This window comes from Bosea sp. BIWAKO-01, from assembly GCF_001748145.1.
Lineage (GTDB): Bacteria > Pseudomonadota > Alphaproteobacteria > Rhizobiales > Beijerinckiaceae > Allobosea.
The window spans coordinates 1,659,438-1,680,342 of record NZ_BCQA01000001.1 but is presented as its reverse complement, the minus strand read 5'-3'; the positions used below and the strand labels follow the sequence as shown (position 1 = coordinate 1,680,342).

20 protein-coding genes are annotated in these 20,905 nt (G+C 65.0%); 14 read left to right on the top strand and 6 right to left on the bottom strand.

Annotated elements, in window-relative coordinates; genetic code table 11:
• Positions 1 to 12: 12 nt before the first annotated feature.
• The 3 genes from BIWAKO_RS07745 to BIWAKO_RS07735 all read right to left on the bottom strand — a co-directional run bounded on the left by BIWAKO_RS07745 (position 13) and on the right by BIWAKO_RS07735 (position 1,362).
• The gene (locus tag BIWAKO_RS07745) at positions 13 to 642 is read right to left on the bottom strand and encodes a nitroreductase family protein (protein ID WP_069878085.1); all 630 of its coding nucleotides are present in this window, start codon (positions 640 to 642) and stop codon (positions 13 to 15) included.
• A gap of 122 nt (positions 643 to 764) precedes the next feature.
• Positions 765 to 1,082 carry a hypothetical protein gene (locus BIWAKO_RS07740; RefSeq protein WP_069878083.1) on the bottom strand — a complete coding sequence of 106 codons (318 nt, stop codon included), beginning with the start codon at positions 1,080 to 1,082 and terminating at the stop codon, positions 765 to 767.
• Positions 1,072 to 1,362, bottom strand: a complete 291-nt coding sequence (locus BIWAKO_RS07735; RefSeq protein WP_069878081.1) for a hypothetical protein — start codon at positions 1,360 to 1,362, stop codon at positions 1,072 to 1,074. The genes BIWAKO_RS07740 and BIWAKO_RS07735 overlap by 11 nt, the downstream gene beginning before the upstream one ends.
• A gap of 254 nt (positions 1,363 to 1,616) precedes the next feature.
• Here BIWAKO_RS07735 and BIWAKO_RS07730 point away from each other — a divergent pair, with 254 nt between their 5' ends.
• The 4 genes from BIWAKO_RS07730 to BIWAKO_RS07715 all read left to right on the top strand — a co-directional run bounded on the left by BIWAKO_RS07730 (position 1,617) and on the right by BIWAKO_RS07715 (position 7,156).
• Positions 1,617 to 3,416: an ABC transporter ATP-binding protein/permease gene (locus BIWAKO_RS07730; RefSeq protein ID WP_141740016.1), complete on the top strand. Its 1,800-nt coding sequence runs from the start codon at positions 1,617 to 1,619 to the stop codon at positions 3,414 to 3,416.
• Positions 3,417 to 3,524: 108 nt separating this feature from the next.
• Positions 3,525 to 4,088: a hypothetical protein gene (locus BIWAKO_RS07725; RefSeq protein WP_201788612.1), complete on the top strand. Its 564-nt coding sequence runs from the start codon at positions 3,525 to 3,527 to the stop codon at positions 4,086 to 4,088.
• Between the two features lie 347 nt (positions 4,089 to 4,435).
• The gene (locus BIWAKO_RS07720; RefSeq protein ID WP_069878077.1) at positions 4,436 to 5,959 is read left to right on the top strand and encodes an ABC-F family ATP-binding cassette domain-containing protein; all 1,524 of its coding nucleotides are present in this window, start codon (positions 4,436 to 4,438) and stop codon (positions 5,957 to 5,959) included.
• A 249-nt stretch (positions 5,960 to 6,208) separates the two neighbouring features.
• The gene (locus tag BIWAKO_RS07715; protein WP_176733280.1) at positions 6,209 to 7,156 is read left to right on the top strand and encodes a lysylphosphatidylglycerol synthase domain-containing protein; all 948 of its coding nucleotides are present in this window, start codon (positions 6,209 to 6,211) and stop codon (positions 7,154 to 7,156) included.
• A gap of 126 nt (positions 7,157 to 7,282) precedes the next feature.
• Here BIWAKO_RS07715 and BIWAKO_RS07710 read toward each other — a convergent pair whose 3' ends face one another.
• On the bottom strand, positions 7,283 to 7,573 hold the full coding sequence (locus tag BIWAKO_RS07710) for a peptidoglycan L,D-endopeptidase MepK (protein WP_176733279.1): 291 nt from the start codon (positions 7,571 to 7,573) through the stop codon (positions 7,283 to 7,285).
• 613 nt (positions 7,574 to 8,186) lie between these two features.
• Here BIWAKO_RS07710 and BIWAKO_RS07705 point away from each other — a divergent pair.
• From BIWAKO_RS07705 to phoB, 7 genes are all read left to right on the top strand, one after another.
• Positions 8,187 to 9,248, top strand: a complete 1,062-nt coding sequence (locus BIWAKO_RS07705; protein ID WP_069878071.1) for an ATP-binding protein — start codon at positions 8,187 to 8,189, stop codon at positions 9,246 to 9,248.
• 100 nt (positions 9,249 to 9,348) lie between these two features.
• The gene (gene pstS / locus BIWAKO_RS07700; protein WP_069878069.1) at positions 9,349 to 10,374 is read left to right on the top strand and encodes a phosphate ABC transporter substrate-binding protein PstS; all 1,026 of its coding nucleotides are present in this window, start codon (positions 9,349 to 9,351) and stop codon (positions 10,372 to 10,374) included.
• A gap of 95 nt (positions 10,375 to 10,469) precedes the next feature.
• Complete coding sequence (gene pstC, locus BIWAKO_RS07695; RefSeq protein WP_069878068.1) at positions 10,470 to 11,441, top strand: phosphate ABC transporter permease subunit PstC; 972 nt, start codon at positions 10,470 to 10,472, stop codon at positions 11,439 to 11,441.
• Between the two features lie 13 nt (positions 11,442 to 11,454).
• Positions 11,455 to 12,342 carry a phosphate ABC transporter permease PstA gene (gene pstA, locus BIWAKO_RS07690; RefSeq protein WP_069878066.1) on the top strand — a complete coding sequence of 296 codons (888 nt, stop codon included), beginning with the start codon at positions 11,455 to 11,457 and terminating at the stop codon, positions 12,340 to 12,342.
• Positions 12,343 to 12,386: 44 nt separating this feature from the next.
• Positions 12,387 to 13,187 (top strand): phosphate ABC transporter ATP-binding protein PstB, encoded by an 801-nt coding sequence (gene pstB / locus BIWAKO_RS07685; protein ID WP_069878064.1) that lies wholly within the window; start codon positions 12,387 to 12,389, stop codon positions 13,185 to 13,187.
• A gap of 48 nt (positions 13,188 to 13,235) precedes the next feature.
• Positions 13,236 to 13,955: a phosphate signaling complex protein PhoU gene (gene phoU / locus BIWAKO_RS07680; protein ID WP_069878062.1), complete on the top strand. Its 720-nt coding sequence runs from the start codon at positions 13,236 to 13,238 to the stop codon at positions 13,953 to 13,955.
• A gap of 33 nt (positions 13,956 to 13,988) precedes the next feature.
• The gene (gene phoB, locus BIWAKO_RS07675; protein ID WP_043235687.1) at positions 13,989 to 14,687 is read left to right on the top strand and encodes a phosphate regulon transcriptional regulator PhoB; all 699 of its coding nucleotides are present in this window, start codon (positions 13,989 to 13,991) and stop codon (positions 14,685 to 14,687) included.
• Positions 14,688 to 14,791: 104 nt separating this feature from the next.
• On the opposite strand, the gene BIWAKO_RS07670 is transcribed toward phoB, so the two are convergent.
• Positions 14,792 to 15,112 carry a YnfA family protein gene (locus BIWAKO_RS07670; RefSeq protein ID WP_069878060.1) on the bottom strand — a complete coding sequence of 107 codons (321 nt, stop codon included), beginning with the start codon at positions 15,110 to 15,112 and terminating at the stop codon, positions 14,792 to 14,794.
• 74 nt (positions 15,113 to 15,186) lie between these two features.
• Between BIWAKO_RS07670 and BIWAKO_RS07665 the strand changes: the two genes are divergently transcribed.
• Entirely contained in the window at positions 15,187 to 16,404 is a 1,218-nt protein-coding gene (locus BIWAKO_RS07665) for a TIGR03862 family flavoprotein (RefSeq protein ID WP_069878058.1), read from the top strand.
• A gap of 9 nt (positions 16,405 to 16,413) precedes the next feature.
• Here BIWAKO_RS07665 and greA read toward each other — a convergent pair whose 3' ends face one another.
• Positions 16,414 to 16,881, bottom strand: coding sequence for a transcription elongation factor GreA (greA, locus tag BIWAKO_RS07660; protein WP_069878055.1), 468 nt, complete (start codon positions 16,879 to 16,881; stop codon positions 16,414 to 16,416).
• 596 nt (positions 16,882 to 17,477) lie between these two features.
• Here greA and BIWAKO_RS07650 point away from each other — a divergent pair.
• Both BIWAKO_RS07650 and uvrB read left to right on the top strand, forming a co-directional pair.
• A complete protein-coding gene (locus BIWAKO_RS07650) occupies positions 17,478 to 17,894 on the top strand; it encodes a DUF1801 domain-containing protein (protein WP_069878051.1) in 417 nt (138 codons plus the stop codon).
• A gap of 185 nt (positions 17,895 to 18,079) precedes the next feature.
• A complete protein-coding gene (gene uvrB, locus BIWAKO_RS07645; RefSeq protein WP_084651209.1) occupies positions 18,080 to 20,737 on the top strand; it encodes an excinuclease ABC subunit UvrB in 2,658 nt (885 codons plus the stop codon).
• Positions 20,738 to 20,905: the final 168 nt, after the last annotated feature.

The window sequence follows — 20,905 nt, the reverse complement described above, 5'->3', positions numbered from 1 at the left end:
GCCGGCTTCCGGTCAGTCTGTCCCCGTCCACACGGAGGTGATCGCCTCGATATCGGGGCGCCGGCGCTCGGTCGGCGCTTCCTTCGCCGTGCCGATATGGACGAGGCCCGCGAGCTTCTCGCCGCTCGAAAGCCCGAACAGGGCGTGCACGCCGGGGCTGTAGGCGGCCCAGCCGGTGAGCCAGTTCGCGCCGAAGCCAAGCGCGTGGGCTGCGGTGAGCAGGTTCATGCAGACCGCCCCGGCGGAGAGATCCTGCTCCCAGACCGGGACGCGCGCCTCGGGGTCGCTCTTGCTGACGACGAGGACGATCAGGGGCGCATAGGTCAGCGAGCGGCCGATGATCCCAGTGAATTTCTCGCGCTTCTCGGAATCCATCGCCGCGTTCTCGGTGGCATAGAGCCGCGAGACATGCTCGCTTGCCCGCTTGCGCGCTTCGCCGGCAAGCACGATGAAGCGCCAGGGTTCGAGCACGCCATGGTCGGGCACGCGGGCGGCGATCGTCAGGATGCGGGCCAGCGCTGCCGCATCTGGGCCCGGCTCGCTGAGCATCGTCATCCCGACCGAGCGGCGCGTTTCGAGCAGGCGCAGCATTGCCTCGCCATCCCCGGGCGCTGCGGCAAGGGCCGCCTGGCTCTGGTTCATGTCCTCACGTCCTCGATCGTTGGCGCTTGCGCGCGTGCCCGCGCCTGAAGCATCGGTCCGAAAAGTGGATAGCGGTTCTCGGGAAAGCCGATGCAAACCCTAAAACTCAGATCACCGATGATCTAAGCCCGGCCGGCAACCTCGACCAGCCTCAGATCGGCGATCGGCGCCGGTCTTGCCAGGCGCGCCAGGGCCGACTGCAGGGTGTCGATATCCTGCTCCGGGCTCGGCCGCCAGCCGCATGGACAAGCGTCCTCATGGCGATGGGCATCGGAGACCTCGCGATAGATCGAGCCGATCGCCTCGGCGGCGAGCCGCATCACGGTCATCGGGGCGAGCTGGGAATCGTGCAAGGCGTTGCAGAATGCCGTCATCACCACCTGCCGCAGCGCGGCGCGGGCGGCCTCGGTGTTCTCGTCATGGATCAGTTCAAGCGGCACGGTGCGCGTCCTCCAGTCGGCTGCTGGCCTTGCTCTGCGGTGTTGGTTCGACGCCCCGGGTCGAGCCCTCGAGCGCGGCGGTCAACAGATCGACGAGGCGCTGCATCCGCGCCGGCAAGGCCTGGTAGGCGGCCGGGCTCGCATTGGCCGGGCCCTTTGCGAAAGCGAGCGCGCGGCGCAGTTCGAGCAGCGTCGCCTTGGTCCGCAGCATTTCCCGGATGATGAGTTCGTCGCTTCGGCCGATTGCCGCAACCACGTCCCCTGCAGAAATCTCGCTCATCTCGATGCCTCGCCGTGACCGATTCTTACATGGCGAAACTCAGTACGCGCGAGGCTGTTGTTGTGCAACTTATTGTTTTCATTGAATAAATAGAACAGTTCGAAACTGCGAGGTGGCATTGGTGCCGCAAGGTCAGAATTATTCAGCCCCGGTTCATCGAGCGCACGCTAGGCGCCGTGCTGGCAGGCGTGCGCATCAACCGGGAAAACCCGGGGGTGTACGCGTGCTGTTCCGATCCGGGGGGATCATTGTTCTTGCTGAGATCTGTCGAAGCGCCTGGTGTTGCTGACAGCCTGCCCTCTGACCGGCAGGTCGCCTGGCGCTTTGCCGGTTTGACCGGCGGCTTCTGGCGCGGGGCGACCAGCGGCAAGGCCTGGTTCTGGACGCTGTCGCTGGCGGCCTCCATCATCTTCAGCGTCTTCGTCAATGTCACCGTCAATCGCTGGAACGGCTGGTTCTTCGATGCGCTGGAGAAGAAGGATACGGAAAGCGCGCTGACCGCGATGGCGGTCTTTCCGGTGCTCGCTGTCATCGTCGCCGGCATAGGCGTCGTCATCCTGGTCACGCGCGAGACACTCCAGGTGCACTGGCGGCAATGGGTGACCGCGAAACTCGCGGACGGCTGGATCGGGGAGCGGCGCTTTTTCCGTCTGGGCCTGTCGAATGATGAGCCGGCCAATCCCGAATACCGCATCGCCGACGATGTGCGCTGGGCAACCGAGCCGCTCGTCGATTTCGCCATTGGCCTGCTCTCGGCCTTCATCACCATCGTGATGTTCATCGAGATCCTCTGGGAAATCGGAGGCGCCCTGACGATCCCGGTGGGCTCGCGGGCGATCACCATCCCGGCTTATCTGGTATTGGCGGCGATTCTCTATGCCGTGCTGGTCTCGCTGCTGATCACCGTGGTCGGCCGCAGGCTGCCGCGCCTCGTTGCCGCGCGAAACGAGGGCGAGGCCAAGTTGCGCTTCGCCCTGATGCGCATTCGCGATCATGGCGAGCCGATCGCGCTCGCCCGCGCCGAGGCGGGCGAGCGTCGCGCCGTCGCACGCACCTATGACAGCCTGGCGCAGCGCTGGCTCGCCATGATCCGCCAGCGCGGCCGGCTGACCTGGATCACCAATGGCAGCGGTGCGCTCGTTCCGGTCGTTCCGCTGCTGCTGGCCGCGCCGAAATATCTCTCCGGCGAGATGTCGCTCGGCGGGGTCGTTCAAGTCGCCGCCGCCTTTGTGGCCGTGCAGAACGCCTTCAACTGGGTGCTCGACAATTTCATGCGCATCGCGGAATGGCTGGCCGCTGCGCGGCGCGTCAACGAACTTGCCGACGCGCTCGACCGTGTCGAGTTGAGCCCGCCGGATGACCATCTGAGCGTGAAGCAAAGCCCTGACGCTCAGCTCTGTCTTGCAGATGTCACCTTGACCGATCGCGATGGCCGCAACCTGGCCGCCGATCTCAGCTTCTCCCTGCCAGCCGGCGCGACCTTGCATCTCTCGGGCGAACTCGGGCTCGGCAAATCGGCGCTGATCCAGGCGCTCGCCGGTCTCTGGCCCTGGGGCAGAGGCGAGATTTCCCTGCCGGAGGGAGCACGGGTGACCGTCGTGCCGCACAGCCTGCACCTGAGCGAAGGCAGCCTGCGCACGATTCTCGATACCGCGCTGACCCGTCCGGGCGATGCGCTTGCCGATGCCTTGCGCCGTTACGGGCTCTCTCCGCTCGCCGCGAGCCTCGACGAGCATCGCGACTGGGACAAGCTTCTGGCGACGGGCGACAGGCAGCGCCTGGCGCTCGCCCGCGCCGAACTCGAAGCGCCCGATGTGCTCCTGCTCGACGAATCCACCAGCGCGCTGGAAATCGACACTGCGCTCGAACTCATCGCCGAGCTGCGCGCCGCTCGGCCCGGCGCCATCGTCCTGCTGATGGGGCAGAGCCCTGGCTTTGCCGAGGCCGCCAGCCACCATCTCGTGATGAAGCGGGCCGGCGGCGTGACGCGAATGGCCAATCCGGATGGCACGTCCGCCCTGCGGGCCGGTGCGGTCGAGCGGGGCCTGACATGACGACCCCTTCGTTCGGCCTTGCCGCGAAATCCTGTGTCTCGGGCCCGACCAGGCCCTCCTTGCCTCATGCCGCAGGTCTGCCGACCTGCCTGTTACGGAGCTGATCGCATGCTGAATATCTGGGACGTCTATTGGGGCCTGCGGGTCGAGCAGTGCCCTTGCGACGTGCATTTCGTCGAATGGCTCGAGGAGGAGAACCTCACCGGCAAGCGCATCTATCATTTCGGGACCGGCGGCCACCACTATATCGGCATCCGCTGCGCCGAGCCGGAACTCGACTGCACGGTGCTGGGTATCACCGCCTCGCCCAAGGAAAATGATGCTTTCGTCAAGCTGGCGACCGAGAACCCCTCGATCACCAAGACCTATTCTGCCTATTTCGGCGACATCTATACCAGCAACGCAAAGCTGCTGCCGCGCTTCGACATCGTCACCCTGTTCCATTCCTGCGAATTCCGCAGCGAGAAGAACGATGCCTATGGCGCGCTCACCGATCTCGAGGTGATGCAGCTCTTCACCGACCAGACCGACACTGGCGGCCATATCCTGTTCTATACCGGCTCCTTCGCCTATGCCTCGGCCGAGCCGATCATTGCGGACTGGGTGAAGTCGCGCCCGGTCGAGGAGGTCGGCCTGTTCAAGACCCTGCGCGTGTTTCGCAAGACAGCCTGAGGCCAGCTGCGGTTGCCAATGATCGGGAACGGCGCTAGGGCAGTTTCCATCGCCATTCGAGAAAGGGGGCTGCGTGATTACGTTCTTTCGTCACCATCGTCAGCGTGGCCCCGTTCAGGCCCTGCAAGCAGTCTTGCAGGGCTGACCCAAAGACGATCGCTCAACGGTTCTCTTCCCGGTCTGCCCTTCGTGGCGGCGCAGCATCGAGCCTTATGCTCAGGTGATCTGCGCCTCTCCCAATCCAACGAGCTGACGCCGCACAGGCATCTGGCATCCGCATCCTCAAGGCCGTGGAACGCGCCTTTCCTGGATGCCGGACAACGGCTCGGGCAGTCCAGAGAACGATTATGGCCTTGATCAACGCTCGCAAACTCGGCGTCACGCTTGGTGCGCCGCTCTTTTCCAATCTCAATCTTGCGATCGGGCCGGGCGATCGCCTCGGCCTCGTCGCAGCCAATGGTCGCGGTAAATCCACCCTGCTGCGCTGCCTTGCTGGTTCCCATGAGCCCGCGACAGGCGAGATCACGCGTTCGCGCGGACTTCGCGTCGGTCATGTCGAGCAGGAGATTCCGGCCGAACTGCTGGCATTGCCCTTCTATGACCTCGTGCTTCGCGCCCTGCCGCCAGAGCAGGCTGAGACGGAATCCTGGCGCGTCGACGTCGCGCTGGAAGCGCTCGAAATTCCCGAGGCGCTTCGCCGGCGCCCCCTGTCGCAGCTGAGCGGTGGCTGGCAGCGCTTCGCCATGCTGGCCAGCGTCTGGGTGACCGATCCCGACATGCTGCTGCTCGACGAGCCGACCAACCATCTCGACCTCGCCCGGATCAACCAACTCGAGGAATGGCTGAACGGCCTGCCGCGCGACGTGCCCGTCGTGATCTCCAGTCATGATCGCGCCTTCCTCGACGCGGTGACCAATCGCACGCTGTTCCTCAGGCTGGAGAGCTCACCGGTCTTCGCGCTGCCCTATACGCGGGCGCGCGCCGCGCTGGATGAGGTCGATGCCTCGGAGGAGCGTCGCTACCAGCGCGAGATGAAGGCAGCGCAGCAGTTGCGTCGGCAGGCGGCGAAGCTGAACAATATCGGGATCAACTCCGGCAGCGACCTGCTCGTGGTCAAGACCAAGCAGCTCAGGCAAAGGGCCGAGCGCCTGGAAGAGGCGGCGAGGCCTGGCTACCAGGAGCGCTCATCGGGCGCGATCAGGCTGGCCAATCGTGGCACGCATGCCAAGGTCCTGGTGACCCTCGACGATCTTTCCGTCGAGACACCGGACGGCACGCTGCTGTTCAGGACCGGCAAGCGCTCGATCGCCCAGGGTGACCGGATCGTGCTGCTTGGCCGCAACGGGACCGGCAAGTCGCGACTGATTGGCCTGATCAGGGACGCGATCGCGGAAACCGACGCTGCGCGCATCAAGGTCACGCCGTCGCTTGCCCTTGGTTATAGCAGTCAGAGTCTCTCCGAACTCGCCGATAGCGATACGCCGCATGGCGTGATCACCCGGCGCTTCGATGTCGGCGACCAGCCGGCGCGCAGCCTGCTGGCGGGTGCGGGAGTGTCGATCGACATGCAGAGCAGCCGGATCGGCGCGCTCTCGGGCGGGCAGAAGTCGCGGCTCGCCATGTTGGTCCTGCGCCTGGCCAATCCGAATTTCTACCTGCTCGACGAACCGACGAACCATCTCGATATCGAAGGGCAGGAGGCGCTGGAAGCCGAACTCATGGCCCATGAGGCGAGCTGCCTGCTGGTTTCGCATGACCGCAGCTTCGTCAGGGCGGTCGGCAATCGCTTCTGGCTGATCGAGAATCGCAAATTGGTCGAGATCGAGGGGCCGGAGGCATTTTTCGCTGCGGCTCAAGCCGGAGAAACCTGAAATTGGCCAAGAGCTTGCGCTGAGGCGGACAGATGTCGTCGGGCCGTCGCAATGCCGGCCCGACGCGACCTGCATCAGCCTCATGGTGCGCATTCGCCGCGTCGTCGCGTCTTGTGGATCGCGGCCGAGGCGCTATCTGTCGGGGCCAGGGCGCTGCGGTGCCCTCCCGTCCGCAATCGACGCGAGCACATTCCCACCTCGCGCAATTGACCATGAGAGAGCATGTCGTACGGCCCGCACGAGCCCGGAATGCCGCTGCGCAAACGCAGTCGCTGGCGCTGGCTCGGCCCACTTGCCAGCACGGTCATCTTCGTCGCTTCGCTGGCCGTCCTCTGGCTGATCATCCGCGAGATGGAGCCGGGCCAGGTAGTCGGTGCCTTCGCCGATGCCAGCCGCCGCCAGATCGGGCTGGCGCTCGGCTTCACCGCGCTGAGCTATCTGCTGCTGACCGGCTATGATGCGCTGGCGCTGAGAAGGCTGGGGATGTCGATCCCCTACCGAACGACCGCACTCGCCTCCTTCACCAGCTATTCCGTGTCCTTCACGCTCGGATTCCCGATCGTGACGGGCGGCACCGTTCGTTACTGGATCTACTCGGCCAAGGGGGTGCGCGCCTCCGAGGTCGCTCGACTGACGATTATCGCCGGCCTGACCTTCTGGCTCGGCCTCGGCGCGATCCTCAGCGCCTGCCTGTTCTATGCCACCGATTCTGTCGCGATGCTCGCGCGCACCTCGCCCTGGGTCGTGCTGGTCGTCGGCGGCGCCACGGGGCTCGCCATCCTCGGCTATCTCGTCTGGGTCGCGACCGACGAACGCACTTTCCGGGTCCGCGGCTGGAACCTGCCGCTGCCGGGGCTCGGCATCACGCTAGGCCAGATGACGCTTGGCGCCTGCGAGGTCTGCGCCGCCGCCGCCGTGCTCTTCGTGCTTCTGCCCGGCGGCTATGGGCTGGAATATCCGGCCTTCCTGGCGGCCTATGTCTTCGCCTGCCTGATCGGCATCGCTGCCCATACGCCCGGCGGGCTGGGAGTCTTTGAGGCGACGATGCTCGTCGCGCTCAACCGGCTGCCCTATGGCCATGTGCTTGGAGCCTTGCTGCTCTTCCGCATCATCTACTACCTGCTGCCCTTCATCCTGGCGCTGGTGATGCTGGCGCTGCACGAAATGATCCGCCGCATCAAGCGCCACGACATCTAGGGCGCGGTCCCTTGGCCGGGCGCCTTCAGATCATCGGACCGGTTCTCGTATCCGGTTCGATGATCTGACCTCCTGTGATTGCATCGGCTTTCCGGAAAGCCGCAATCCACTTTCCAGAGCGATGGTTTAGCGGCTGTTGCGGGCTACGTAGGCGACCTGACGGCGGCTCCGCTTGTGCCCATACCAGGAGGCCTCACGCGCTCCGACATCGACATGGACGAGACCGTTCGGGTAGGAGCCGACGCCGCCGGTGCTCGCGAGGGCCTTGGCAGCCGCTACCGCGCTCCGCGTCGAAGCAGCCACGGGCCTGAAATCGATCGCCCGTCCGCTATAGTGCTGCGAGTTCCGGGCATGGCGACCGCCGCAGGTCGAAGTGATCTTGATCGGGCCGATCTTGGCGACCAACTCGCTGATCATCGCCAGGGTTTCCGGTTTGAGGCAGCCCAACCCCTTCACTTGCGGTTGGAAGGAAACCTTGCCGGTGGGGACATTGGCTTGGGCGGTCGCAGGAAGGCATACTGCAACGCATGCAGCCAAGATAAAATGACGCATAAATACTCAACAAGACTAGGGGGAAATGGAAGGCTCAAGCCACCAGATTCTTGGTCTGGATGAGCAGTTCCATGTCCGAATAATGTCTGTAGAAGGCCAAAAGATGGCTGGCTTGATCGATGGTCATCATCCCGTCAGCTGAGCATCATTATCTGTAGCCTTTCCAAGGCCGATTGTGCCCCAATCAAGAGGCCATAATTGGCTGAAGATACATTCTTTATCTGAGCGAGAGCGGTCGGTCACAATCCCGGATCACGGTCGAAACAGCCTCTGCCTCCGCGGCGCCCAGCGCGTCGCGAAGTGACCACCTGCGCGTGCCTTCACTCCTGCTGAGATCCTCGATGGCGCGGATTTCGCGGACACTGTCGCCGCATGCTGTGGGGGCCTCGCAAGTGCGGGGCATCTCGCCCGGGGCGATTGGCAGAGAGCGTGCCACCCCCTATGAGGGCGCCAGCTTCCTCCTGATAGGCATGTTCACATGGTCGATGTCGTCGATCCTCACGCGCCGGCTACTGCAGCGCTGATCGAGGCGCTGGGCGCCGCCGTGGTGCTGCTCGATGCGCAAGGGGTGGCGCAGGCGCTGAGCCCGGCGATGCGCGCGCTCATTCCAGCGCTCGAACGCGGCCAGTCGCTCACGCTCGTCCTGCGCGACCCCGACCTGATCGACGCGATCGAGCAGGTTTCGCGCCGTGGGGGGCGCCGGGTCATCGAGCTGGTTGAGCGCGTGCCGGTCGAGCGCACCTTCCGCATCCACATCGCAGCTTTGACCGGGGGCGTCTGGCGTAATCCCGTGGCGCTGACCTTCGAGGATCTGAGTGAGCTGCGCGTCACGGAACGCATGCGCGTCGATTTCGTGGCGAATGCCAGCCACGAACTGCGCACGCCGCTCGCCTCGCTTCTCGGCTTCGTCGAGACGCTGCAGGGACCGGCGCGCAACGATACCGGCGCGCGCGACCGCTTTCTCGCCATCATGCGCGAGCAGGGTCTGCGCATGGCGCGGTTGGTCGACGATCTGCTTTCGCTCTCGCGCATCGAGTTGCGCGCCCATCTCGCGCCGGACACCCCCGTCGATCTCTCCGCGATTTCGCGGGAGATCGTCGACTCGCTCACCTTGATGGCACGCGAGCGCAAGGTGGCGTTGAAGCTCGAGACGCCACCCCAGCCGGTCCAGGTCGCGGGGGACCGCGACGAGTTGCTGCGGCTGATGGAGAATCTCGTCGAGAACGCCATCAAATATGGCCGCGAGGGCGGCGCCGTTGCAATCAATGTGGTCGAGAGCGCGAGCGAAGCCAGCGTCAGCGTTCGTGACGACGGGCCAGGCATCCCGCCCGAGCATCTGCCCCGCCTCACCGAACGCTTCTATCGTGTCGACACGGCGGCGAGCCGCGAGGCCGGTGGCACGGGCCTTGGCCTCGCCATCGTCAAGCACATCGTGCTACGCCATCGCGGCCGTCTCACCATCGAGAGCGAGTACGGCAAGGGTGCCCTCTTCAAGGCGATCCTGCCGCGCCTCGGCGCGATGATGCGGAACCCGTCCTGACCAATGTGACGGCGAACGTGACGGTCTGTCATCTGTCTGTCATATGGAAGGTGTTCTAGCGGGGCTGCTAAAGACTGCGACCCAGACGAGGACTCCTCTAATGCGCAAAATTCTCATTCTCGCGGCTGCGACGATCGGCCTGGCCGGCGTTGCCCAGGCCGCCGACATCACCGGCGCGGGCGCGACCTTCCCTTTCCCGATCTACTCGAAATGGGCTGAAGCTTATAAGAAGGAGACCAATATCGGTCTCAACTATCAGTCGATCGGCTCAGGCGGCGGTATCCGGCAGATCAAGGCCAAGACGGTTGCGTTCGGCGCGACCGATGCCCCGCTCAAGGGCGAGGACCTGACCAAGGACGGCCTGCTCCAGTTCCCGACCGTCATGGGTGGCGTCGTTCCGGCCGTCAACATTGCCGGCGTCGAGCCGGGCAAGCTGAAGCTCACCGGCGCGATCATCGCCGACATCTATCAGGGCACCATCAAGAAGTGGAACGATCCCAAGATCGTCGCCATCAATGCTGGCCTGACCTTACCTGACGCCAACATCAACCCGGTCTATCGTTCGGACGGCTCGGGCACGACGTTCGTCTTCACCGATTATCTCTCGCGCGTTTCGCCGGATTGGAAGTCGAAGATCGGCACCAACACGGCGGTGCAGTGGCCTGTCGGCATCGGCGGCAAGGGCAATGAGGGCGTCTCGGCTTCCGTCAAGCAGGTCGCAAACTCGATCGGTTATGTCGAATACGCCTATGCCAAGCAGAACAAGCTGGCCCATGCTCTGGTCGAGAACGCCGAAGGCCAGTTCCCGGCTCCGGACGACAAGTCCTTCCAGGCCGCTGCCGCCAATGCGAACTGGAACGAGGCTCCGGGCTTCGGCATCTCGCTGAACAATCAGAAGGGCGCTCAGGCCTGGCCGATCACCTCCGCCACGTTCCTGCTCGTGCACGCCAAGCCGGAGAAGCCGGAAGAGGTGCAGTCCGCGCTGAAATTCGTCGACTGGGCCTACAAGAACGGCGACAAGCTGGCGCTCGATCTCGACTACGTGCCGCTCCCGGCCAACGTCAAGGATCAGGTCCGGGCTACCTGGAAGGGCGTCACCGACCCGGCCGGCAAGCCGATCTTCTGATCCATTCTATGGCGCGAGGCGGGTTGTTCCCGCCTCGCGTTCGACTTTGTGAGACCCGTTTCCTCGTGCTTCTTATGCGACCGGAGTAACCACGGATGGCTGCCGTGACAGACCAGATGGCCGCGCCCGGCGCGCCTGCCATTCGCCGCACTCCAAAGGGCACCTTCGACATTGTCTTCCGCAATGCCAGCCGGGCCGCCGCGCTCTTCGTGCTGGTGCTGCTTGCGGGCATCATCGCCTCGATGATCATCGGCGGCTGGCCCGCCTTCCGCGAATTCGGCCTCGGTTTCATCACGTCCAGCGTCTGGGACACCCAGAACGAGCAGTACGGCGCCTGGCCCGCCATCGTCGGCACCTTGTCGACCGCGCTGATCGCGCTGGTCCTGGGCGTGCCGCTTTCGCTCGGCATTGCCGTCTACCTCACCCAGCTCGCGCCGCCCTGGTTCAAGCGTCCGGTCTCGACGACGATCGAGCTGCTCGCCGCCGTGCCCTCGATCATTTACGGCATGTGGGGCCTCTTCGTCTTCGTGCCGCTCTTTGCGGCCTATGTGCAGATCCCGGTCTCGAACATCGTCGAAGGCATTCCGCTGGTCGGCACCGTGCTATATTCGCGCTCGCCCTCGGGTCTCGGCATCCTGACGGCCGGCATCATCCTCGCCTTCATGATCATCCCCTTCATCGCTTCGATCACCCGCGACATGCTGGAGCAGATCCCGTCCGTGCTGCGTGAGAGCGCCTATGGCATTGGCGCCACGACCTGGGAGGTCGTGCGCCATGTGCTGGTGCCGCAGGCCGGCGTCTCGATCATCGGCGCCATCATGCTCGGTCTTGGCCGCGCGCTTGGCGAGACCATGGCGGTGACCTTCGTTGTCGGCAATGCCAACCGGCTTTCCGCCTCGATCATGGATCCCGGCTCGACCATTGCCTCGCGCATCGCCAACGAATTCAACGAGGCGATGGGCCTGCAGCTCAACGCGCTGATCGCGCTCGGCTGCATCCTCTTCTTCGTCACCTTCGTCGTCCTCGTGATCGCGCGCATCCTTGTCGCGCGCGTCAAGTCCTTCTGAGCGGAGCCTGGCCATGAACAGCGCCGTCACCCCGCCCGCAACGACGCCTCATCAGGTCTGGGGCCGCGTCCGTCCTGCGCGCCGCACCGCGGACCGGGCGATGAAGATCATCGCCACCAGCTTCACTCTTCTCGCCATCTTCGTGCTGTTCTGGATTCTCGGCATGCTGCTCGTGAAGGGAATCGGCGGGCTCTCCGTCGCGACCTTCACCCAGGTCACGCCCGGTCCCGGCAGCGAGGGGGGCGGCCTTGCCAACGCCATTGTCGGCTCGATCGTGCTGACCTTCCTCGGCATCGCCGTGGCGACCCCGGTGGGCGTGCTCGCCGGCACCTATCTTGCCGAGTATGGCAAGGGCTCGAAGCTCGCGGACCTGATCCGTTTCATCAACGACATCCTGCTCTCGGCACCGTCGATCCTGATCGGCCTCTTCGTCTACGTCGTCCTGGTCGAGCCGTTCCGCGGCTATTCCGGCTGGGCCGGCGGCGTGGCGCTGGGCATCATCGCGATCCCGGTGATCGTGCGCACCACCGAGGACATGCTGCGCCTCGTGCCGAGCTCGTTGCGCGAAGCCGGTGCTGCGCTCGGCGCCCCGCCTTCGGTCGTCATCACCAGCGTGACCTGGCGGGCGGCGAAATCCGGCATGGTCACCGGCATCCTGCTGGCCCTGGCGCGCATCGCCGGCGAGACGGCGCCGCTGATCTTCACCGCCCTGAACAACAATTTCTGGTTCTCGCCCAGCCTCGTCGGCGGCGTCTCCAACCTGCCGGTGACGATCTACCAGTTCGCCTCCGCCCCCTATGAGAACTGGCAGCAGCTCGCCTGGGCCGGTTCGCTGATCATCACCGTCTCGATCCTGTGCCTCTCGCTTATCGCCCGCCGCATCGTGCGGGGCGGCAAATGAACGGCCTTAAACCCTCGTCGCGTTCGATCTGAAGGAACAAGTCGATGCTTTCGACGCTGGAACTGAGCCCGCAAGCGCTTGATGCCGAGGCCCCCGTCCGGATCGCGGTCAAGAACCTCGATTTCTACTACGGTGAGCACAAGGCGCTGAAGAACATCAATCTCGACTTCCGGGACCGCCATGTCACGGCCCTGATCGGACCGTCGGGCTGCGGCAAGTCGACCCTGCTGCGCATCTTCAACCGGATCTACTCGCTTTATCCCGAGCAGCGCGCCACCGGCGAGATCCTGCTCGACGGCCGCAACGTCATCAGCAACGATATCGATGTGAACGAGCTGCGCTCGCGCGTCGGCATGGTGTTCCAGAAGCCAACGCCCTTCCCGATGTCGATCTACGACAATGTCGCATTCGGCATCCGCCTCTACGAGAAGCCGCCGAAATCCGAGCTCGATGATCGCGTCGAAGGGGCTCTGCGCCGCTCCGCGCTCTGGGACGAGGTCAAGGACAAGCTGAAGACCTCCGGCATGGGCCTGTCCGGCGGCCAGCAGCAGCGCCTCTGCATTGCGCGCACCATTGCCCAGAAGCCGGAAGTCATCCTGTTCGATGAGCCGACCTCGGCACTCGATCCGATCTCGACCGGCAAGATCGAGGACCTGCTCGAGCAGCTCAAGACCGACTTCACCATCGTCATCGTCACCCACAACATGCAGCAGGCGGCGCGCATCTCGCAGTACACCGCCTTCATGTATCTCGGCGAGGTGATCGAATTCGACGCCACCAACACCATCTTCATGAACCCGCACAAGAAGCAGACGCAGGATTACGTCACCGGCCGCTTCGGCTGAACCGGCGCCCAGCCTTCCAACTGCTTTGCCGACAAAGGATACGCCGCGATGACTGATCACATCGTCCGCTCTTATGATGCCGATCTCGAGGGGATCCGCCGCAGCCTGGCCGAGATGGGGGGCATGTCGGAGCGCATGCTCGGCGATTCGACGGTCGCCCTGGTGCGCCGGGATACCGGGCTGGCACAGAAGGTCATCAGCGCCGACCAGCGCCTCGACAATCTGCAGCGCGAGGTCGAGGAGAAGGCGGTGCTCACCATCGCCCGGCGCCAGCCGCTCGCCAACGATCTGCGCGAGCTGATCTCGGCCATCCGCATCGCCGCCGATATCGAGCGCGTCGGCGATCTCGCCAAGAACATCGCCAAGCGCGCAGTCGCCATCTCCGGCCAGTTCCAGCCGCCGTCGCGCGCGGTCGTCGGCCTCGAGCATATGAGCCGCCTGGTTCAGGCCCAGCTCAAGGACGTGCTCGACGCTTACGCCGTCAGCAACGAGCAGAAGGCCATGGAGGTCTGGCGCCGCGACGACGAGATCGACGCGCTCTATACCTCGCTCTTCCGCGAGCTGCTTACCTATATGATGGAAGACCCGCGCAACATCACCTTCTGCACGCATCTCCTGTTCTGCGCCAAGAATGTCGAGCGCATCGGCGACCACACCACCAACATCGCCGAGACGATCCACTATCTCGTTACGGGCGAAGCCTTGGACGCAGCCCGTCCGAAGCTCGACACGACCAATATCCTTCTGGACGCCGCCACCGGTGAGTGACCGGCGCCCGACACCTTTGGGACCGAGTGAGACATGCCTGCACGCATCCTGATCGTTGAGGACGAAGAGCCGCTGACCCTGCTGCTGCGCTACAATCTCGAGGCCGAAGGCTTCGAGGTCGATAGCGTCGCGCGGGGCGACGATGCCGAGCTGCATCTGCGCGATCATACGCCGGACCTCGTGCTGCTCGACTGGATGCTGCCGGGTCTTTCCGGCATCGAGCTCTGCCGGCGGCTGCGGACTCGTCGCGATACCGAGCGGGTGCCGATCATCATGCTCACCGCCCGCGGCGAGGAGACCGAGCGTGTGCGCGGCCTCGCCACCGGGGCCGACGACTATGTCGTCAAGCCGTTCTCGCTGCCCGAGCTGATCGCTCGCATCCAGGCGCTGCTGCGCCGCGCCAAGCCGGGTCATGTCGCCGGCCTGCTGGCTGCCGGCGATCTCGAGCTCGACCGCACCACCCGCCGTGTCCGCCGCTCAGGGAGCGAGCTGCATCTCGGCCCGACCGAGTTCCGCCTGCTCGAGTTCCTGATGCAGGCGCCGGGGCGGGTCTATTCCCGGGCCCAGCTGCTCGACGCGGTCTGGGGCCGCGACGTCTATATCGACGAACGCACCGTCGACGTCCATGTTGGCCGGCTGCGCAAGGCGATCACCCCTGACAACGCCAAGGATCCGCTGCGGACCGTTCGCGGTGCCGGCTACGCCTTCGACGAGACCTTTGCGCGGAGCTGAGACTTGGATCATCGGGTCGGATATCGAATCCGGTCCGATGATCTGATTTTCTATGGCTGCATAGGCTTTCCAGAAAACCGCAATCCACTTTTCGGGCCGATGCCCTAGCGCGGCCCTGCGATGATGATCGCGGCGCCGGCGAGGCAGATCAGCCCGCCGGCAATGTCCCAGCGGTCGGGGCGAAAGCCTTCCACGGCCCAGAGCCAGACGAGCGAACTGACGATGTAAACGCCGCCATAGGCGGCATAGGCCCGTCCGGCGGCTTCGCTCTCCGCCAGGGTCAATAACCAGGCGAACAGGGCGAGCGACACCAGTCCGGGCACGAGCCACCAGACCGGCTTGCCGAGCCGGAGCCAGCCCCAGAACGCGAAACAGCCGGCGATTTCGAGAATGGCTGCGCCGAGATAGGCGGCGATGGTCGGCATGGTTCGTCCCTGTCGGTCGCCCTTGAGGGCGGATCACCCTTGACCGCAGGGCGCGCTGACGGCAAGCCAGACCGATGCCAGCACACCACATTGCCATCATCGGAGCAGGACCCTCCGGGCTGATCGCGGCAGAGCGCCTCGCGGCAGCCGGGGACACCGTCACGATCTACGATCGCATGCCCTCGCCGGCCCGCAAATTCCTGCTGGCCGGGCGCGGCGGATTGAACCTTACCCATTCCGAGCCGCTCGACCGCTTCCTGCCCCGCTATCGCGATGCGCAAGCCTGGCTGGAGCCAGCCATTCGCGCCTTCCCGCCACGAGCCCTGCGCGACTGGGCCGATGCGCTCGGGCAGGATACGTTTGTCGGCAGCAGCGGGCGCGTCTTCCCGCGCGCCATGAAGGCCTCGCCCTTGCTGCGGGCATGGCTGCGCCGGCTCGAAGGACTCGGTGTCAGCTTCGCGCCTGGTCATCGCTGGACCGGCTGGAGCGAGGCGGGTGCTCTGACGTTCCGGAGCCGCGATGGTGCCGATGTCGAGGCGCAGCCGGACGCGACGCTGCTCGCGCTCGGCGGCGCGAGCTGGCCACGGCTGGGTTCGGATGGTGGCTGGGCACCCTTGCTGGCGGCGCGCGGGGTTGCGATTGCGCCGCTGCGCCCGGCCAATGGCGGCTTCACGGTCGATTGGTCCCAGACCATGCGAGAGCGTTTTGCTGGAGTACCGTTGAAGCGCATCGTCCTGAGCTTCGGCGGCCAATCCGTGCCCGGCGAGGCGATGATCGATGCGTCGGGTCTGGAAGGCGGCGCGGTCTATGCACTTTCTGCCCCGATCCGCGAGACGATCCTGCGCGAGGGCAGGGCGGTCATCACCATCGATCTGCGGCCCGATCACGAGGCAGCGCTGCTGGTCCAGCGCCTCGCGCATCGTCGCAAAGGCGTGACGCTGAGCAATCATCTGCGCAAGGCTGCAGGCCTTGCTCCATCCGCGATTGCGCTGCTGCGCGAAGCGGCGAAGGGGCCCCTCCCCGAAGACGCGGAGAGGCTGGCCGCACTCATCAAGGCCGCGCCTCTGGTACTGACCGGTCTCAGGCCGATCGAGCGGGCGATCTCCACCGCCGGTGGCGTCGCCCCCGCCGAGATCGAGGAAGGCTTCATGCTGAATCGCTTGCCCGGTACCTTTGCCGCAGGCGAGATGCTGGATTGGGAGGCGCCGACCGGCGGCTATCTGCTGCAAGCCTGTTTCGCGACCGGAGTCGCAGCTGCAGCAGGGATTCAGGCCTGGCTCGCCCGAAGCTGAACGATCGCCTCAGGCGATCGTGATGATCTCGACCGCCTCTGTGCCGATGCTGACGCTCTCGCCAATGCCCTTGCCCATCAGCGCACTCGCCAACGGCGCGACATAGGGCAGCGTTCCGTGTGCCGGATCGGCCTCGTCCTCGCCGACCAGCCGCCAGTTCTGCGTGCGCCCGTCAGCCCGGCGGATCGTCACTGTCGAGCCGAAGCGGACGATGTCGTGCCTTTCCTGCGCAGGGGCCAGCTTGGCGCTGGCGCGTCGCGCCGTCCAGTAGCGGAACTCGCGTCGCGTCTGAGCGATCTCGGAGCGGTCGCCTCCGGCCAGCGCCGCCGCGTGTTCGTCATGCCAGCGCGCCAGCTGGGCCTCGATCTGTGCGAGCCCCTCAGGCGTCACGAGGTTTGGGTGCGGCGAGACCGGCCGGTCCGGCAGCTCGTCCAGGGTCCCTCTTTCCTCGGCTTCCTTGACGAAGGCGCGAGTCATTCTGGCCTCCTCCTATTGATCTCGGCAAATCCGGCGAACCGGACCAGAGTTTTCAGTGTTACGTCCTCACGACTGCTTGCGATGCAGCGCCAAACCGATGCCGGAATTTGAAGCGGCGATCACTTGGAGATGGGGATCAGGCACTGCCGAAGACAAGACCCGAACAATCTACACCCCCGTGTCCGCCCGCACCATCGAGAGCAGAACCATCGTGGGCTGCCGCTGGCCCGGGATCATGAGCGCAGTCTCGCTCCCCTGAAGGGTGCCGCCGATACCGGAAGAGCGCCGCGCTTGCGTCGGGCATTCCATCGCGGCCACGCTGATACTGAGTTGCGAGACCCGAAGGCGATCGTCCGGGAGACGGGTGGGCAACGGCGATCGTTGCGCGCGAATGCCTCGATTGACTGACGCATAGCCCAATGATTATGAATGCAGATCAATAGCCGTGGAGTTATGCATTTTGATCCCGTGCATCCGCACCGTGCTCTTCAAAACGTTGCCGGGTTCAGCTGGCCTCTTCGAGAGGTCGCGCTGCGATCTCGAGCAGACGGTTGGCCCGATCCCAGACGCGAGAGTTCCGGAGAGAAGGGAAGATCATGAGCCAGAGCGAGTCCCGGAACGAAAACTCCCCGTCTCGGATGATCGACGAGCGGATCACAGCGCTGGGCGATTGGCGAGGCAAGATGCTCTCCCAGCTCCGGGCATGGATCAGGCAAGCCGATCCCGAGGTGCTCGAGGAGTGGAAATGGCGAGGGGTTCCAGTGTGGTCCCACGACGGATTGATCTGCACTGGGGAGACCTACAAGAGCGTCGTCAAAATGACCTTTGCCAAGGGGGCCTCACTCGACGACCCATCGGGCCTCTTCAATTCCAGTCTGGATGGCAACACTAGGCGTGCCATCGACATCCACGAGGGTGAGACGATTGACGAAGGGGCATTGAAGGCTCTCATTCGCGCAGCCGTGACCCTCAACACGTCCGGCGGCCGCGGCAAGACCAAGTCGCGCAGATAAGTCTCGCTCCGTCTCGAGATGCGCCGGCGCGCAACGAAGGCCTGGACTTCCGTCGCGCCCGCCCCGGGACTGCTTCAATCTGGGTGTGCTCGGCACGATAAGCTCCTGTCACCTGCTGTCAGCTATCCGCCTGCTGCGACGGCGTACCCCTCGCGCTCCGACCGGTTTCGCCCCATATTGCCGCCATGCCGAAAAGCTCCGACACGACCGCCAAGGCTAAGCCTGCAAAGAAGCCCGCCTCCGCGCGCACGCCGAACTCCAAGGCTACCAAGCCCGAGTTGAAGCCGCTCGAGGGCTATCTCGCCGATCTGCTCAATCCCGCGATCAACCGCGGCAGGGCGGTCCCGGGCGGCGCTTCCGGTTTCAGCGATCAGCCGCAGGCCGGTTATGGCGAGCCGCGCCCCGGCGACACCAAGCTCAAGAAGAAGCCGAAGAAGAACGACGCGGCCTCCGCCTTCGGCGAGGCCGAGGGCGAGACCGCGGCCTCCCTCACCGCACATTCGCTGCAGCATCTGCTCGAGTCCGGCAGCCCCTTCATCGATCCAGGCAAGCCCTGGACGCCGCACCGCCCGGCCCGTCCGGACAAATCCGAGGGCGGCATCGCCTTCCGCATGCAGTCGGATTTCGAGCCTGCGGGGGACCAGCCGACCGCGATCGCCGATCTCGTCGACGGCGTCGCACGGCAGGAGCGCGACCAGGTCCTGCTCGGCGTCACCGGCTCCGGCAAGACCTTCACGATGGCCAAGGTGATCGAGGAGACGCAGCGCCCGGCATTGATCCTCGCTCCGAACAAGACGCTGGCTGCACAGCTCTACGGTGAGTTCAAGAGCTTCTTCCCCGACAACGCGGTCGAGTATTTCGTCTCCTACTACGATTACTACCAGCCGGAGGCCTACGTCCCGCGCTCGGACACGTTTATCGAGAAGGAATCCTCGATCAACGAGCAGATCGACCGCATGCGCCACTCGGCCACGCGTTCGCTGCTGGAGCGCGACGACGTCATCATCGTGGCCAGCGTATCCTGCATCTACGGTATCGGCTCGGTCGAGACCTATACGGCGATGACCTTCGCCATCAAGCTCGGCGAGCGCATCGAGCAGCGCCAGCTCATCGCCGATCTCGTCGCCCTGCAATACAAGCGCACGCTCGGTGATTTCGCCCGCGGCACCTTTCGCGTGCGGGGCGATGTCATCGAGCTGTTTCCGGCCCACTATGAGGACCGAGCCTGGCGCATCGGCCTGTTCGGCGACGAGGTCGAGAGCATCTCGGAATTCGATCCGCTGACCGGTCAGAAGACGGCCGACCTCGAATTCGTGAAAGTCTACGGCAATTCGCACTACACCACGCCGCGCCCGACGCTGACGCAGGCGGTCAAGTCGATCAAGGAGGAGCTCAAGGCCCGCCTTGAGGAACTCAATCGCATGGGGCGCTATCTCGAGGCGCAGCGGCTCGACCAGCGCTGCACCTTCGACATCGAGATGATCGAGTCGACCGGCTCCTGCAACGGCATCGAGAACTATTCGCGCTATCTCACCGGCCGCAAGCCGGGCGAGCCGCCGCCGACCCTGTTCGAGTACCTGCCCGACAATGCGCTGGTTTTCACTGATGAGAGCCACGTCACCGTGCCGCAGATCGGCGGCATGTACCGGGGCGACTTCCGCCGCAAGGCGACATTGGCCGAATACGGCTTCCGCTTGCCGTCCTGCATGGACAACCGGCCGCTGCGCTTCGAGGAATGGGACGCGATGCGCCCGCAATCGGTGCATGTCTCGGCGACGCCCGGCGGCTGGGAGATGGACCGCACCGGCGGTGTCTTTACCGAGCAGGTCATCCGTCCGACCGGGCTGATCGACCCACCGGTCGAGGTCCGCCCCGCCAAGCACCAGGTTGCCGACCTGCTCGATGAGATCAAGGAGGTCACCGAGAAGGGCTACCGCAGCCTCGTCACCGTGCTGACCAAGCGCATGGCCGAGGACCTGACCGAATACCTCCACGAGAACGGCGTGCGCGTGCGCTACATGCACTCAGACATCGACACGATCGAGCGCATCGAGATCCTGCGCGATCTCCGCCTCGGCGCTTTCGACGTGCTGGTCGGCATCAACCTGCTTCGCGAAGGCCTGGACATTCCGGAATGCGGCTTCGTCGCCATTCTCGACGCCGACAAGGAAGGCTTTCTGCGCTCCGAGACCTCGTTGATCCAGACCATCGGCCGCGCCGCCCGCAATGTCGACGGCAAGGTCATCCTCTATGCCGACCACATCACCGGCTCGATGGAGCGCGCGATGGCGGAAACCAATCGCCGCCGCGAGAAGCAGGAGGCCTATAACCTCGCGAACGGCATCACGCCGCAGACGATCAAGCGCGCCATCGGCGACATCCTCGGCTCGGTCTACGAGCGCGACCATGTCACGGTCGATAAAGGGTTGGTCGATGCGCCGATCGCCGGTCACAACCTCAAGGCCGCCCTGGCCGATCTCGAGAAGCGCATGCGCGAGGCTGCCGCCGATCTCGAATTCGAGACGGCCGCCCGCCTGCGCGACGAGATCAAGCGCCTGCAGGCGACAGAGCTCGCCATCTCCGACGACCCGCTCGCCCGCCAGAGCGATGTCGAGGCCTCGGCTGGCAAGTACAGGGGGGAGCGCAGCTACGGCGCCGCGGCCAACTTGCCGACGCGGGCACGCAAACCCACCGATGAGGATATGGGCCCGCATAACTGGGGCGGCGGCGAAGCGAAACCGGTTTCCCGCCCGCGCAAGCCGAGCTTGGACGAGATGGGCCCGGTGCCGGAATCTCGGCCGAAGGGCGCGGGGGAACAGGCCAGGCGACGCGGCCGGCGCTAGCTGCCCGCAGTGGCTCTGCCCGAGTCCAGCATCTGCCGTTCCCTGATCCGGGCGCGCTATCGCCACGGCCAAAGGGCTGCAAGACCTACAGCCCGAACGCTCTTCGACCTTGGTCCGTAGTTCCACGACTGCACCGCCGGTATCCTTTCGAACGAATGGTGCTCGAGG